Origin of the sequence: Candidatus Vallotiella adelgis (genome assembly GCF_020541305.1) — a bacterium.
Taxonomy (GTDB): Bacteria; Pseudomonadota; Gammaproteobacteria; order Burkholderiales; family Burkholderiaceae; genus Mycetohabitans; species Mycetohabitans adelgis.
On record NZ_CP047396.1, the window covers coordinates 994,817 to 1,010,064 of the forward strand.

Genomic DNA, 15,248 nt, shown 5'->3' on the forward strand with positions numbered 1-15,248 from the left:
GACTATAATGAGTCTTCATCTAGAAGACTCATCGAGCAGAACAACGGCTATAGCTGAACAGATCGAGAACATGGGAAAGCCTACCGAATTTCAAGAATGGTACCAGATTTAGATAGTAGAAAATCTAGAATGCCCCCCTTCCCTATTCTTAGCCCCGAGCACCTCTTACCTAGTAAGTAGGCCAATAAAATATTACGATCTAATAAGGATCTTCGGCGTGGGTAATGCGTACGATCTGCTATTCTCTCATCCTATAGATATAACTATAAACGTCTCGAAAGACCGGTTTCTTCCCGTCTAAGCAATTTAAAACGCTATGTTACAAGCATGCTCGAAGATCAACATGTGCACACGCACGTTCATTAACGGCAAACTACGTCACACGCGACTGCGACCAAGATTGCATACTTTTCCGCTATAATCTCCATCTTCTTTAGAATTTTTTCCTTGGAATCAGAGGCAGTGTCTATGTGCACATCCAGACGATTCGCCCGGAAAGCACTTCATGCTCACATTCCAGAAAATCATCCTTTCTCTGCAATCCTATTGGGATAGACAAGGCTGCACGCTTCTGCAACCGTATGATATAGAAGTGGGAGCAGGAACATCACATACTGCGACGTTTCTACGCGCAATTGGCCCAGAACCATGGCGCGCCACCTATGTGCAGCCATCTCGGCGCCCAAAAGACGGGCGCTACGGTAAGAATCCAAACCGAATGCAGCACTATTACCAGTACCAGGTGGTCCTTAAGCCAGCGCCGGAGAATATTCAAGACCTATACTTGAACTCGCTACAGTCGCTCGGACTAGACCTGAAGCAAAACGATGTTCGATTTATCGAAGATGACTGGGAAAACCCAACGTTAGGTGCTTGGGGTTTGGGGTGGGAGGTATGGCTCAACGGCATGGAGGTTACACAGCTTACGTATTTCCAGCAAGTCGGCGGGCTTGACTGCGAGCTAGTGCTGGGAGAAATCACGTATGGCATCGAGCGCCTGGCTATGCATCTGCAGCAGGTTGAGAACGTTTTCGATTTGGTATGGGCTAGATGGGAAAAAGACGGATCAGCTGGCACAGCACTTCACCAAGTGACCTACAGAGACGTATTTCTCCAGAATGAGATAGAGCAGTCAATATATAACTTCGAGCAATCAAACGCTGAGCTACTATTTATGTTTTTTAATGCATACGAGAGCGAAGCGCGACGCATCATCGAGAAACGGCTCGCGCTGCCGTCCTACGAGTTGATCTTAAAAGCGGCACATATATTTAACCTCCTGGATGCTCGCGGGGCCATCTCTGTCACTGAGCGCGCTACCTATATCAGCCGTATTCGCGCGTTGGCGCGACTAGTTGCACAGACATACTACGATTCTCGAAAAGCACTTGGTTTTCCGATGTTAGATAAGGTTCAGCTAGCTCCGCACTAGCTGGCGGAGCTAGCATCGTCACCTCCTGACCAAAATCTACACGCCCCCCCCGATTAAGTACTACGATTGAATATCGTAGCGTAAGCTTGGAAACAAGAGCCGCCGGACAATAAGAAAAAATCTACCCCAATGAGTCAATCATCTACTCTTCTCGTTGAACTTCTAACCGAAGAGCTACCGCCAACCACTCTTACCTGTTTATCTAATGCTTTCGCTCATGGTCTAGTCGATCGACTGGCTGCACGTAACCTCATCAACGTTACTAACAGCGCCTCGCCCTCGTTCGAAGCATTTGGCACACCGCGTCGGCTGGCGGTTATGATCCATAAAGTTCGTGCAGTTGCACCACAAGGCCAAGTTCATAAAAAAATACTACCAGTTTCTATAGCATTGGACACCGATGGGCGGCCCAGCGTGCCGCTAATAAAAAAACTTGCCGCCGTGGGTTTTCCAGGGATGTCACTCACGAAATTAGAACGTGCAATGGACGGCAAGACCGAGGCATTCTTCGTAAACTACACCGTTCCAGGTATAACGCTGGAAGATGGTCTGCAGGCCGCATTGGAAGAAACTATCTCCAAGCTACCGATCCCGAAGATCATGACGTACCAGCGGTCAGACGGCACGAGTGTGCGGTTTGTTCGGCCAGCGCACCAGCTTATTGCACTACACGCGCACCGTATCGTGCCAGTTAGGGTACTTGGATTGAATTCAGGTGCAGTCACGATTGGCCACCGGTTTCTATCTCAGGGTCACATTGCAATCTTGCATGCAGACGACTATGCGCGTACGTTGAAGCAACGTGGCAAAGTTATTGCTAGTATCCAGGCACGTAAGGAGTTGATTCGCGCGCAATTACTCAAGTGTGCTGGCGTAGATTATGTTTTGATGCCCGAAGCGCTGCTTGACGAAGTAAATGCGTTAGTTGAATGGCCGATTGTCTACGAATGCTATTTCGATGAGGCATTCTTACATATGCCTCAGGAATGCCTCATCTTAACAATGCAGACGCACCAGAAATATTTCGCACTGACTGACGCCAGCGGCAAGTTGCGATCACGCTTTCTCGTCGTATCGAACTTGCAGACCGAAACACCTCAGCAAATTGTGTTAGGCAACGAACGAGTCGTAAGCGCACGACTAGCTGATGCACAGTTTTTCCTCGAACAAGACCAGAAAAAAACGCTCGAGCAACATATTCCGATGCTCGCTAATGTTGTATATCACAACAAGCTTGGCTCTCAACTTCAGCGCGTCGAGCGACTTGCAGCACTAGCGGCGACAATCGCACCCCGCCTTGGTGTAGACGCGCAGCGTGCGTCGCACGCTGCGCGTCTAGCCAAGGCGGATCTACTAACAGAGATGGTAGGCGAGTTTCCGGAATTACAAGGTACAATGGGCGCCTACTACGCTCGACATGATGGCGAGCCTGCCGATATTATATTAGTTTGCTCGGAGCACTACCGACCGCGTTTTTCTGGCGATAAGCTGCCATCCACCATGATTAGTAGCGTAGTTGCACTTGCCGATAAGCTCGAGACGCTGGTAGGAATTTGGGGGATCGGATTACGGCCGACAGGCGAGAAAGACCCGTTCTCGCTACGCCGATACGCGCTCGGCGTACTACGTATCGTGCTAGAAAAGCGACTTCCATTAGATCTTATAGCCTTATTAAGGTATGCATATGCCCAGTTTGCGACTCATCCGAGGATTGTCGATCCCACTAACGCGTTATACAACTTCTTCATCGACCGGCTACACAGTTTGTTACGAGATCGCGGTTATAACGCCAACGAGGTAGACGCGGTACTGAGCCAGAATCCAACACGAATTGACGACATCATTAGCCGACTTGATGCGGTACGGTATTTTTCTACATTGCCCGAGGCAATATCGCTAGCATCAGCCAATAAGCGAATTACAAATATCTTAAAGAAATCGGGCAGCACAACCCAGCGCGTCGAAAAGAAGCTATTGGTAGAGCCGGCAGAACAAATACTGTTCGAGCAGTTGCATACCCTTACGCCCACCGTTCAGGGTCGACTACGCTTATGCGACTATACAGGTGCGTTATCTATACTCGCCTCATTACGTGACGCGGTCGATGTGTTTTTTAACGATGTAATGGTCAATTCCAACGATGTTGTATTGCGAGCGAACCGGCTTAGCTTATTAACGCAGCTACACAAGCAGATGAACTGTGTAGCTGATATCTCAAAGCTAGCAATATGAATGATGTTCGATCCTTGCTAGGAAAACGACGTGAATTGACGATGCAGAAGAAACTCGTGATCCTCGATCGTGATGGCATTATTAATCAAGAATCTGACTCGTTTATTAAGTCACCTAATGAGTGGATCCCAATACCAGGAAGTCTCGAGGCAATCGCACGCTTAAACCAAGCAGGCTACCGCACAGTAATCGTGAGCAACCAGTCTGGCCTCGGGCGTGGCCTGTTTAACATGGCTACGCTCAACGAGATACATGAAAAGATGCACTATAACCTAGCGGCGCTAGGCGGGCGAATTGACGCTATCTTCTTCTGTTCACATATACCATCTGACTATTGCGATTGCCGTAAACCGAAACCCGGCCTACTTGTGCAGATCATCCAGCGCTTCGAGATTAATCCTGCTAGCGTACCGCTAGTCGGTGACTCGCTGCGCGACCTACAGGCTGGAGCAGCTGCTGGATTTAGCTGTCATCTAGTTCTGACCGGAAAAGGTCAGAAAACGCTAGACGCTGGCTATTTGCCAGAAGGCACAATAGTTTACTCTAACTTACATGCATTTGCGCTCGACTTTCTTGCCGCCAAAGACAACTGATTTTGTGCGCCACGCGCTACCTCAGACCTGTATCAAATAATCATACACATGATTCGCTCCACACTATTCTTCATTTATCTAATTATTTATACGATTCCGTATGCATGTACCTGCCTCATTATTTTTCCGTTCTTGAACACAAACCAACGCTATCAAATGGCTGTCGGATGGTGCCATTCTATATTGTGGACACTGCAGTACTTGGTTGGTACGAGTTGGCGCGTAGAGGGCTTAGATAATTTACCGCATGGCCCAGCTGTGCTGTTATCAAAGCACCAGTCCGCATGGGAAACACTAGCATTTCCTGCAATTATGCCGCGTCCGTTATGCTATATCTTCAAGCGTGAGCTCCTGTATATACCATTTTTTGGCTGGATTCTGGGAATGCTAAAGATGGTGCACATCGACCGCAGCCAGGGAAGTAAAGCTTTTAAGTCAGTAATTCGTCAAGGCAAAGAACGGATGGCTGAGGGATCATGGGTAATTCTGTTCCCAGAAGGCACACGAATTCCGGTTGGAAAACGTGGAAAATACAAGACTGGCGGCACACTCTTTGCGGTCGCTACCGAAGTTCCAGTGGTACCAATTGCGCATAACGCCGGGAATGTGTGGCCAAGAAATTCTTTTCTGAAATATCCTGGTACCGTTATAGTATCAATCGGCAAGCCCATCGACACTCGCAACTTGAGCGCATCTACAGTCATGGCGCGCGTCGAGGAATGGATAGAAACCGAGATGCGCCGCATTGATCCACATGCGTATTCTCCTCAAGACGATATACTTGAACAATACTAAGCACACCTCATCGTCTAAAGTGTTCTAAGCATATTAGAGCTCGATGGTTAGCGACGCCATAACCATTTATCATGAGCAATTTCTGCGTATCTTTGCTGTAATCCCTGCACATAGACTGTAGGATCTCTCCTACTAAAATGCCCACTAACAATAGCTGCCCTCGCTAAATCTATATCATCACTCTATCCTTGGCTACCCTCAATCACTTTTGCATCGTTTCTCAGACCAATAAGTGCGATACTAGCTCTATTCCTGGGTTAATCATCGGCCAGCATGCCGTGCAGTGCACATCATTAGATGATTGGTGACAGTAGACTATCGATTATTGAGCTATGCTAGCCGTTATCAGCAGCGATATTCGACAGCAAGCAGTGTTTAATTTTACCGAACTAGCTACGCGGTACACTTGCATGAAATAGCGGATCTTATTGTGGATCGTCTAGACTGATAAAACAAGTTTGCTATACCTAGCAGCAAATCGTTGACTTTTGCCGTTACATTGTTAAGAAGCACATCCTATAGCATGACTTTGCACTAGATTTTCCGCTAAACACACGTACGCAGCAGATCAACCATCTGCATATAAGACTGGCCTCAACCGCAGTTTTATTTGCGATGTTCTATGACAAATAATACGAGATGATAAGCAGTCAATGCCTTGTTGAGGGAGAGGTATTCAAGTAATAGCGCGATCTAGCCAAGCCAAAGTATGATCTATTTTCGTGGTCAATCTATGATAATACCGCTAGGTTACTAATTCGGCGGTGACTAGTAACAGAACAAGTGATGATCTTCAGACCAGATAAGACGTCTTGCTATGACTTGACGGCATAGTCGTATATGACATCGTTCACTACGCGAGTTCCTATACAGATACTATCATTACTAAAGCGAGCGAAGTGCTTGAAAGCATAGCAAAACTCATAATTGAAATAAAGTTACTATCCATTATTGCTCGTATAAACGTCACGGTTTACATAAACCGCATTGTAATATGTTGTTCTTCGATCACCCATATTTGAATATATAACATAGATCTTGAGATCAGACGTCAGAGTGCACTATAAAACAGTACGTTCGACATGTTAGCAACGCGATGTTTGAAGATCCGGTTTACTGGCGTCGAGCTGCTGAGCCAGTGCGACATACTCGAGCACTGGTATATCCTCAGCACGACGCGAGAGATCAAAGCTCAGTGCGTCGAAATCAATTCGACTACGATAGCATGCGAGTGTGTTGCGTAACATCTTACGGCGCTGAGAAAACGCAGCTGTTACAACTTCGCTAAGGCGGGTGCTATCAACCATCTGCACATCAGCGGCAGGGCGTGGAATCATACGTACTACCGCTGAGTCCACCTTCGGTGCCGGCTTAAAGGACTCTAGGGGAACTTTAATTAGTTTTTCTATTGCATATCGTTGCTGCAACATTACGGTTAGGCGGCTGTAATCTTTACTACCCGGATTGGCAATCATCCGCTCAACTACTTCGTTTTGCAGCATAAAATGTTGATCAATCACGTTATCGGCAAATGACGTGAGATGAAATAACAGCGGACTCGATATATTATAGGGTAGGTTTCCGATAACCCGGAGTGAAGCGCCTATCTGTGCCGAATCAACCAATGAAGCAAAATTGAACGCCAGCGTGTCGCCCGCATACAGCACGAGCTTCTTACCAAAACGCTGCCGTAGCCGCGCGATTAGGTCGCGATCGAGCTCAATCGCGTGCAAGCACTGCACCCGATTGAGCAGTGGAGCAGTCAATGCGCCTAGGCCCGGTCCAATCTCTACAAGCCGATCCGCAGACTGTGGCTGGATTTCCTCCACGATTCTATTGATAACGTCTGTATCTATAAGGAAATTCTGACTAAAGCGCTTGCGTGCGAAGTGGCCTTGGTAGTGATGATAGCTCATGAGGGAGTGTGTTGCGAATTAGATACAGAGCAATCGCAAGCGCGATACTGTGCCGCGATCAAACTACCATAATCGGCGCTACCAGTCCCCGATAAGGTCAAAAATCGCTGTAGTGTCATGATCGACAGAGGTGTGTACAATTGGTAATCCTAGTGTGATGTTGATGCCTCTACCGAACGTGATGAACTAGAGAACTGGCTAATTCTTATATTTTTTGGGCGGCTAGTTATTAAAATCAAGTTGACAAACTTGACTTGCTCCCGGAGCAACCAATCAATTTTCATCCTTCAGGTTGTTGTATTGCTGACTCGAATTCGAGAAGGCGGACGGCAATAGACAAACTGTATAGTCTCACAGTCTTGCTCTGGGGGTATCACATTTGGATTAATCTGTATAGAACAAGAATTCGATTCCCTTTGCGTCATCGCTTTAGTTAACATTGGCTGCGTACGGAACCCTAAGATTGCCATCCTCGGATATATAAATGGTTCATATACTACCAATCGGTATTGCTTTACTGGTAGTCAGTGAATTGGGTCTGCGGTACGGATAACTGCGATATGGGTCGGTAACCTAGAATACTAGACCGGAATTGCGATACCAGTCCGTTGTCGACTGTTGCAAAACCCTTGAGTTGCAGTTGAGCAAGCATTCGTGTACCAGTAGATGGTTGGTTCGAACTATTGACGCCGTTTGCGTATTTCTGCAATCCAATACCGAATGACCAACATTGCGTATCGTACTCAAATCCTACTAATGCGTCGGTTAAGTAATGCAAGATAAGGTTATAATTTATCCGGCCTACGCTGTATACGCGATGCGTAAGCGGCCACTGTGCGGAAACTACTAACTGGTTAATTGGCTCGTAAGATTGAATCTTATTCGAGTGCGTATAACGGTAGGCCATGTTTAGCACACGATGCGTGGCTGGGCTCCATGAAAATCCAAGGTTTGTGCGAATAAGCTGATTTTTATTCTGGCTATACTGGAACATTTGCTTAGAAGAAAAACTATTTCCGATCTTAAGCGATACACCTATGCTCACGTCTGAGCGCGCGGCTTGTGCCAATAATTGTGATCGCATAAGCATCACGCGCTGGTTACGGAAATAATACTGTCTTGCGATGACGAAGTGCGCCCGCTCGTCGCCAGAAGTCGAGTCAATGAAACGCGACGCGATCGCTGCAGTTAGCCGGTTTAAGTCGGCAACGCGGTCATTACCAATAAAGCTGCTTTCCATAAAGATATCAGCTAAGCTAAAGTCTACTGCGTCGGTATCGAATAATGGTGCGCACTCCTGGTTTAAGTACGGCGTATATACATACTGTAGACGTGGTTCAAGTGTCTGAATATAGTCTTGGCCGAAAATATGGAGACTACGGTCAAATATTAATCCAGAGTTGAAACTCAGCGTTGGAACGCTGATATTGAAATGTTTAATCTGCCCGCTGGGCATATCAACGCCTCTTAAAAAGAGATTATATAACGCGAAATGCCACTGCGCTTTTGGTGTAAAAAAGTAGCCAGGGTATGAGATAGGATACTCAACATTCGAGTTGAAAACGAAGCGGGCGCCTTCGGTTACATCGGCTCTATACATTGAAAATCGGGTTGCGTCAATCTCAGCACCGAAATCTGGGCCATCAACGCTATAGCGGTTGTATTTTACATACAATTGAGGTTCTCGATTATACAGCGCCGTCGACGACGGTAAAGTTTGCCACTGCTGCTCGCGTAGCAGTACAGCCCATGGGCCGTTATTATATGTTAACCCAGCTTCCTGCTGGTACAGCATTTGCCTATTCATCTGGAATGAACTACTTGACGAAAGATCCTCCGAATATGTCTTATCCGATACTCTATTGTAGAGCGCATACCCACTGAACCCGTTGCCAAAGTTCTGGCTGTGGTTAAAAAATACCGCATAGCGCTTGGTATTCGTAATACGATCATACGGCAGATACTCGGCAGTGATATTGCCAGAGTATGTCGATGACAGGTAGCGAAAGCTGGGTGAAATTAGCATGCCTCGCCGCGTAATAATCCGCGGCGTAAGCGTCAGATCATAGTTCGGTGCGAGATTAAAATAGTACGGTAACGACATCTCTAAGCCAGAAACCGAACCCATCATAATAGTTGGTGGTAAAAATCCACTCTGGCACCCACCCGAAAGAAGAAACGATAACCACGGACTGCCAAAAATTGGCACACCTTGAAAAAATACTACACTATTACGTGCAATGCCTAGCTTTGCATCAGTATCTATCTCGAACTGCGCAGCCCTCACATACCAAGCTGGAGGATTGATATCGCACTGACATCCCGTGTACGTGCCGTGGCGCACAAGCGAAAGTGTATCGTCGATTATGTCGATCCGCTCAGCATCGCCAGAAGCACCAGTTAAGTGGAAGTAGTACTTCGGCTGAGTTATATAGCCCTCAGACGAACCAACTTTCCAGTGCGCATCTGACCCTATAAATACATTGCCATTGTTAAGAACATGTACATGGCCGGACGCATCAGCTATATCGGTATCTAAGTTGTAGTGGATCGAGTCAGCCTTGATTACAGACATGTAGCGACGCAACTCGGCATTACCCTCGAGTGACGTGTCGTGATCGATAGTACCGCTAGCTACCTCACTCATTACAAATATTGCCGGTTGTGCGGATGATGGCAACGCATGCTTTTCGAGCTGCGACGCGACACGTAGTCCCCACAGAACATTAGGTCGAGTCTGCTGTTCGGTTATACCGGTTAATTCCGCGCGTGAAAGCGTTGGCAATAATCCAAGTACCATAAACAGTGTAGTGGCGATGCCTATCAGTCGAAGCACGCGCAGCGAATTAGGTACGAGCTGCAAAGTCGCTGGATCTAGGTGTGTTAGCGGCATGAATACAGTAGAAAAAGCGGACACCACCGTAGCTTCGGGACTCACACCGACGCCAGTCGTATCAAATAGTTGATAAACTATCATATGGTATAAAAAATGTTTTTTAAAAAATTTTCTAATAAAAACTAGCAACAACTTGTTTTGTGTCGTTTCCGATGTCCTACTAACATTGCCGAATAACTGGCTCTGTTTATTCAACAGTATTAGGGATTGCTTCAGCAGCCGATATCGCTCAGTTACGGCAAGCCCTATCGACGAATACAATAGATTGATCGTGAGAGGCAGACTCCCACTGTAGAAATATCATACGAAAAAGATATGTGCGCGGGATTTCGCGAGAAGCTTCGTTTGTCTAACTAACCTGAGCACGACTGCCTATCAACATACATTATGACGGTTCATGCGCCACGTGCTCGATTGCCAATCAGGTGGAAATAGGCAGTACTCTCAGATCAAGCTAGTGATGCTTAATGAAGGGTGTGCATGCCTCGTAATCTGATAGCGTCCCGACTTGCACTCTAGAGGCTCGGACTCTCCGGATGCAGTGTATCTTCATCTCGCTTACACAGTTTTGACGAAATTTACTAGAAGCTTCAGTAAATAGACTTGCAGCGGATATATGACAAGCATCGTAAAGTTTAGCGTTCTCACTATCAGTACAGTTAGATTTTCTATCTCAACGACATGCCCGAGCTAGTATCGGCTATACTAGTAAGGTAAAAACCTGGCAGCACTAAGAGTTTGCGCTATTTTTTATAACACTAGATGCACTTGATATGTCTAGCAGAGTAAGTAGGTTAGTGACTCTAATCGAAAAAGATAATTCGAAAATTCGCAGAAAAAATATCGATGTAACGTCGGATACTGTAGTAATCTTTTTTACTAGACACGGAAGCAGATATAGCTACTAACCAATGATCATCTGAGATCCATCATTCAAGTAAGACGGGCTAACGGTAATTGGGAAGTAAACCGAAACAGGCCTCAATGCGCCATTAGTCGACCACATCTAGCTTCTCGAGCAGATTGTATTCTTCAAAAAAACGGCTGCAGAATCTGATACAGATTGTCATGCACGAAACACAAACCGAAGCTAGACGAGAGGTCCGTACAGCGCTCGCCGGAGGCAAGTAGAAGCGGGTTTGCCGGGGAGGATGGCAGCGCGCGCATTTTCCAGCGCTCTCACAAGCCCATTTACAGGCTATGCGGGCGCGCATAGCATTCAGATAAAGTAGAGCCAATATACAAGCTGAGCGAATACCCACTGCATGCTAGTAATACAGTATCCGCGTGCGTGATAAAAATTTGACAGATATTCGCACCCACTATAATCGGTTAGAATTCTTCTAAACCAGTACACGTGTAGCGCCGAATGCTAGCGCAGCCGAAGTACGATATGACTATGATGTAGCTATTATCGGTGCCAGACTGGCTGAGATAGTCCTTGCCGGCTGGCTTAGCTGCCCGCAGCGGCACCGTCTATTGCACATTATGTTAATCGACACGCGCACGACAGAGACATGATTGCTCGGCTCTGCAGGCAATTGCATATCATATGGCAACCGTATGTTTCTCGAGCTACTTGACTAGTCAGTCAGAGAAACACCGATCGAGCGCATCAACGTTCTCAGCTCAGCGGGTCAACCCCTCCTATAGCCAATAGCGGCGAAAAACCGCAATGCGTCATACGCGCGTGCCTAGTTATTAATACATACGGGAGGTATGCCACGAAGCTACATCGATGCGGCTCTGGCTGCTAGCTAGTACATCTGACGAGATTACCGCCAAACAGCACTAGTGGCTATGAGTAGTATGAGCAACCTATAACCACGCGTCGCGTAGGAACGCTTTAGATGCGAGAAGAACCTCTGCCTGCTGCCGTTTAGCTGCCTGTGGCAGGCAGATTATGCGCTAGTTTAGTGCTGTAATCCCAGCAAGCCGTGAGGCACATGCCACTTTCTAATCATGGATAAACTGCAATCGGTAGGTGTGCGGAAATAGAATGAGCCTTTTTCAGAGTGTTGGCTCTCGTAGAGCTTTTCCACTTGCGCTAAATACGCTTACTACGTTGCATTATCACCGTATTGCATCGATCGATAACGCAGCGCAAACGCTGCATCTAGTAGCTGGATAGGGATTAAACTCAGGTGTCCGAGACGCACATGCGCTAGTCGATGAACTGGCACACTACGGATCTAATTCAACTGCGCGGCTCTCCTTTTCCGAAAACCGTGCGAGCGACTGGCGCGTGATATGACTGTCGGCCCTGACCGACATTAGTGGCATAAGCTTTTTTATCAACTGCGCGCCGGTGCTGTACTACGCGGCTCGGCACTTTCCGCACCAGATATGATGCCGCCGGTCAAAACAATGCTTACGCGGCAGATGATGTTTAGGTAACGAGGCTAAGAGTTGATCGAAAATAGCACCTATAAATTTCATAAGTATCATAGTTTGTCACTTTATCATTAGATAAAGTGTACTGTTTTTGAATGAATAGAATCGATAGATATATGTTTCGCAATACTCTATTGAGTCTCCATCAGCCAATATGGCGAACTACGCATTTCATGAATGAGATAAATAAATTAGTAAAGATGGCGCAATATTGTAGGTGATCGTGTTTACCATTTGGCTCTCAAAAATAAGGAGATAATATACAATGCCAATGCTTAGAGTTACTTGATTGCTGTGCGGATTGTCGCTATTAATCTAGCAATGCTAGCGCGGATCATAAATGTGAAATTATACATAAAGCATAAATCACGAATATCAACATAAGATGCTATGCCAAGAAAGTCTTCCACGTTGCCAACGCTTCATACCACCGCATCATAAAATTCCACTAGAACGTATTTCCAGGCAGTTATAAGTGCTATCAGCACTGAATCGGATACGATTTACGAATGATAATGCACGCCAGCGGGAGATCTATACGATATAATGTGTTAATAAGCACCTAGTTCACGAACACTATGTAAGTATTTCTCAGGCTAAAACCCGTGTAACAGGTTCGCGAGCGTAGACTTATGTCATACTTAGCCTGAGTATAATTCGATAGCTTCTCGATTAAAGAATTAATGCGTACCCTCCAGTAATCGCCAACATCAATATCACTCGACGGATACAGTGATGATTAAATGCATGTCCCGAGGCCAGGCTCAAGCTGTTTTGGTTCAATTACACTGTTTAGTGATTGATTGGGGATTCTCATCGCAATAGATCAATAAGATCTCACAGTAGGTGTATATCACCCTAAATATCGCCCAAAAATATTACGCATTTTATGAAAATTTATCGGTGTGCGCACTGTATGTAAGCACATCAACTGATACACTAATGGCCTTTGCCCGCATTATATATTTCGGACATCACACAAGTATGCCGGATTTTGCCTGAGACTAACATTTGGCAATCAACGCTTTCTTCGACGCCAAAAGACAAAATGAGAGCACCGTGTCTTATTAATGATGTATCTAGCATGAATAAAACGTCACCAGACATCGACTGCTTAGTAGGATGAGCAAGCATAACATAGAGCAATCCGTCCGCGACAGTCTCGGTATGTATTTCCGTGATCTAGACGGATCACGCCCACACGACGTTTATAGAATGGTGATGTCCTACGTCGAGCAACCGCTGCTGGAAATCGTCCTCAAGCAGGCGTTAGGCAACCAGTCGCTAGCAGCTGAATATCTCGGCATTAACCGCAACACACTGCGCAAGAAACTGCAGGAGTATGGTTTGCTGTAGTGGGGGGGTACCTGCGCCCAGTGCATATTTGTTATTCGCGCGCATGCGCGACTTTCAGTTTCTGATTATGATCAAACAAGCGCTTATTTCCGTTTTTGACAAAGCAGGCATTGTCGATTTTGCTCAAAGCCTACATGAGCTTGGCGTCACCCTATTATCCACGGGAGGCACCGCAAAGCTGCTCGCTAATGCGGGCTTGCCGGTTACCGAGGTAGCTCATTACACTGGCTTTCCTGAAATACTGGATGGCCGAGTAAAAACTCTACACCCGAAGATCCACGGCGGCATTCTCGCACGACGCGACATACCTACGCACACAGCAGCACTAGAAAAGTATGGAATCTCGACAATCGATATTCTTGTCGTTAATCTTTATCCATTTGTGCAAACCATTGCACAAGAGAAGTGTCAGCTCGACGAGGCTATTGAGAATATCGATATTGGTGGACCAACTATGTTGCGCGCTGCTGCGAAAAACTACCGCGATGTAACGGTGGTTGTTGATCCAGCTGATTATGTAGAAGTGCTCGACGAAATGCGATCACACAACAATATAGTCAGCTATGCAACTAACTTCCAGCTTGCGATTAAGGTATTTACCTATACTACACAATATGACGGTGCGATCGCAAACTATCTGACCGGCTTCAGCGAGGATAAGCGGCATATAACACGCAGCTCTTACCCAGCTATACTCAATCTAGCTCTTACGAAGGTGCAAGACTTACGCTACGGGGAAAACCCACACCAAACTGCAGCGTTATACCGCGACCCGCAATCTACCGAAGGATCACTAACTAACTATCGGCAACTTCAGGGCAAGAAACTTTCGTACAACAACATTTCTGATGCTGATCCAGCATGGGAATGTGTGAAAACATTCGATGTACCGGCATGCGTAATTATTAAACATGCGAATCCGTGTGGTGTTGGCATAGCAACAACGCCGGCTAATGCGTACGCTAAAGCGCTAAAAACCGACCCGACCTCTGCATTTGGCGGTATCATCGCGTTTAATTGCGAAGTTGACGCAGAAACGGCTTGTGCCGTTGCCACACAATTTGCTGAAGTGCTACTGGCGCCATCGTTAACTAACGCGGCGCAACAGATCTTCGCTGCGAAGAAAAACATGCGCGTTTTGCAAGTGCCAATGGGCAACACCGCTCACATGTACGACCTAAAACGTATCAGTGGAGGCTTGCTGGTACAATCTCCAGACACGAAGAATCTACAGCCTAACGAGTGGTGCGTAGTAACGAAACGATATCCGACGACAAAAGAAATAGACGATCTCTTATTTGCCTACCGTGTCGCGAAGTTTGTCAAGTCAAACGCGGTTGTATTTTGCGCGCACGGCATGACACTAGGCATCGGTGCGGGTCAGATGAGCCGCGTTGATTCAGCTCGCATTGCCGGTATCAAAGCGCAAAACGCGAAACTATCGTTGACTGACTCAGTAGTGGCCTCCGATGCATTCTTCCCATTCCGAGATGGACTAGATGTAGTGGTCTCTGCTGGTGCAACCTGCATAATACAGCCCGGTGGCTCAATACGTGACGACGAGGTGATCGCAGCAGCGGATGAGCGCAATATCGCGATGATCATTACTGGTACGCGGCATTTTCGACATTGAG

General features: G+C 46.6%; 10 protein-coding genes and 1 pseudogene. 7 read left to right on the forward strand and 4 right to left on the reverse strand.

All coding sequences use genetic code 11. From position 1 onward, the window contains the following. Positions 1-505 precede the first annotated feature (505 nt). The 4 genes from glyQ (at position 506) to GJV44_RS03650 (ending at position 5,052) form a co-directional block, all read left to right on the forward strand. The gene (gene glyQ / locus GJV44_RS03635; RefSeq protein ID WP_226806381.1) at positions 506-1,432 is read left to right on the forward strand and encodes a glycine--tRNA ligase subunit alpha; all 927 of its coding nucleotides are present in this window, start codon (positions 506-508) and stop codon (positions 1,430-1,432) included. Positions 1,433-1,561: 129 nt separating this feature from the next. After that, positions 1,562-3,664, forward strand: a complete 2,103-nt coding sequence (glyS, locus tag GJV44_RS03640; protein WP_226806382.1) for a glycine--tRNA ligase subunit beta — start codon at positions 1,562-1,564, stop codon at positions 3,662-3,664. Continuing rightward, positions 3,661-4,257 (forward strand): D-glycero-beta-D-manno-heptose 1,7-bisphosphate 7-phosphatase, encoded by a 597-nt coding sequence (gmhB, locus tag GJV44_RS03645; protein ID WP_226806383.1) that lies wholly within the window; start codon positions 3,661-3,663, stop codon positions 4,255-4,257. The genes glyS and gmhB overlap by 4 nt, the downstream gene beginning before the upstream one ends. A gap of 42 nt (positions 4,258-4,299) precedes the next feature. Next, positions 4,300-5,052, forward strand: coding sequence for a lysophospholipid acyltransferase family protein (locus GJV44_RS03650; protein ID WP_226806912.1), 753 nt, complete (start codon positions 4,300-4,302; stop codon positions 5,050-5,052). 1,085 nt (positions 5,053-6,137) lie between these two features. Here GJV44_RS03650 and rsmA read toward each other — a convergent pair. The 3 genes and pseudogenes from rsmA to GJV44_RS03665 all read right to left on the reverse strand — a co-directional run bounded on the left by rsmA (position 6,138) and on the right by GJV44_RS03665 (position 9,861). After that, the gene (rsmA, locus tag GJV44_RS03655) at positions 6,138-6,968 is read right to left on the reverse strand and encodes a 16S rRNA (adenine(1518)-N(6)/adenine(1519)-N(6))-dimethyltransferase RsmA (RefSeq protein WP_226806384.1); all 831 of its coding nucleotides are present in this window, start codon (positions 6,966-6,968) and stop codon (positions 6,138-6,140) included. Further along, a pseudogene (locus GJV44_RS03660) lies at positions 6,965-7,154 on the reverse strand (4-hydroxythreonine-4-phosphate dehydrogenase PdxA); the annotation flags it as partial. The gene rsmA and the pseudogene GJV44_RS03660, both read right to left, overlap by 4 nt. 328 nt (positions 7,155-7,482) lie before the next feature. Continuing rightward, the gene (locus GJV44_RS03665) at positions 7,483-9,861 is read right to left on the reverse strand and encodes an LPS-assembly protein LptD (protein WP_420885755.1); all 2,379 of its coding nucleotides are present in this window, start codon (positions 9,859-9,861) and stop codon (positions 7,483-7,485) included. 2,002 nt (positions 9,862-11,863) lie between these two features. On the opposite strand from GJV44_RS03665, the gene GJV44_RS04495 reads away from it, so the two are divergent. After that, complete coding sequence (locus tag GJV44_RS04495; RefSeq protein ID WP_276310868.1) at positions 11,864-11,995, forward strand: hypothetical protein; 132 nt, start codon at positions 11,864-11,866, stop codon at positions 11,993-11,995. Between the two features lie 66 nt (positions 11,996-12,061). Here GJV44_RS04495 and GJV44_RS04500 read toward each other — a convergent pair whose 3' ends face one another. Then, a complete protein-coding gene (locus tag GJV44_RS04500) occupies positions 12,062-12,196 on the reverse strand; it encodes a hypothetical protein (protein WP_276310869.1) in 135 nt (44 codons plus the stop codon). Positions 12,197-13,380: 1,184 nt separating this feature from the next. On the opposite strand from GJV44_RS04500, the gene GJV44_RS03670 reads away from it, so the two are divergent. Together GJV44_RS03670 and purH are read left to right on the forward strand one after the other, a co-directional pair. Next, complete coding sequence (locus tag GJV44_RS03670) at positions 13,381-13,614, forward strand: Fis family transcriptional regulator (protein ID WP_226806386.1); 234 nt, start codon at positions 13,381-13,383, stop codon at positions 13,612-13,614. 67 nt (positions 13,615-13,681) lie between these two features. After that, entirely contained in the window at positions 13,682-15,247 is a 1,566-nt protein-coding gene (gene purH / locus GJV44_RS03675) for a bifunctional phosphoribosylaminoimidazolecarboxamide formyltransferase/IMP cyclohydrolase (protein WP_226806387.1), read from the forward strand. The last annotated feature ends 1 nt before the right edge of the window (position 15,248 follow it).

Bases quoted from the DNA above. Each gene is read 5' to 3' on its own strand.
- rsmA (WP_226806384.1), bottom strand. From the start codon at position 6,968: ATGAGCTATCATCACTACCAAGGCCACTTCGCACGCAAGCGCTTTAGT.
- GJV44_RS03670 (WP_226806386.1), top strand. From the start codon at position 13,381: ATGAGCAAGCATAACATAGAGCAATCCGTCCGCGACAGTCTCGGTATG.
- GJV44_RS04495 (WP_276310868.1), top strand. From the start codon at position 11,864: ATGAGCCTTTTTCAGAGTGTTGGCTCTCGTAGAGCTTTTCCACTTGCG.
- GJV44_RS03665 (WP_420885755.1), bottom strand. From the start codon at position 9,861: ATGCCGCTAACACACCTAGATCCAGCGACTTTGCAGCTCGTACCTAAT.
- glyS (WP_226806382.1), top strand. From the start codon at position 1,562: ATGAGTCAATCATCTACTCTTCTCGTTGAACTTCTAACCGAAGAGCTA.
- gmhB (WP_226806383.1), top strand. From the start codon at position 3,661: ATGAATGATGTTCGATCCTTGCTAGGAAAACGACGTGAATTGACGATG.
- glyQ (WP_226806381.1), top strand. From the start codon at position 506: ATGCTCACATTCCAGAAAATCATCCTTTCTCTGCAATCCTATTGGGAT.
- purH (WP_226806387.1), top strand. From the start codon at position 13,682: ATGATCAAACAAGCGCTTATTTCCGTTTTTGACAAAGCAGGCATTGTC.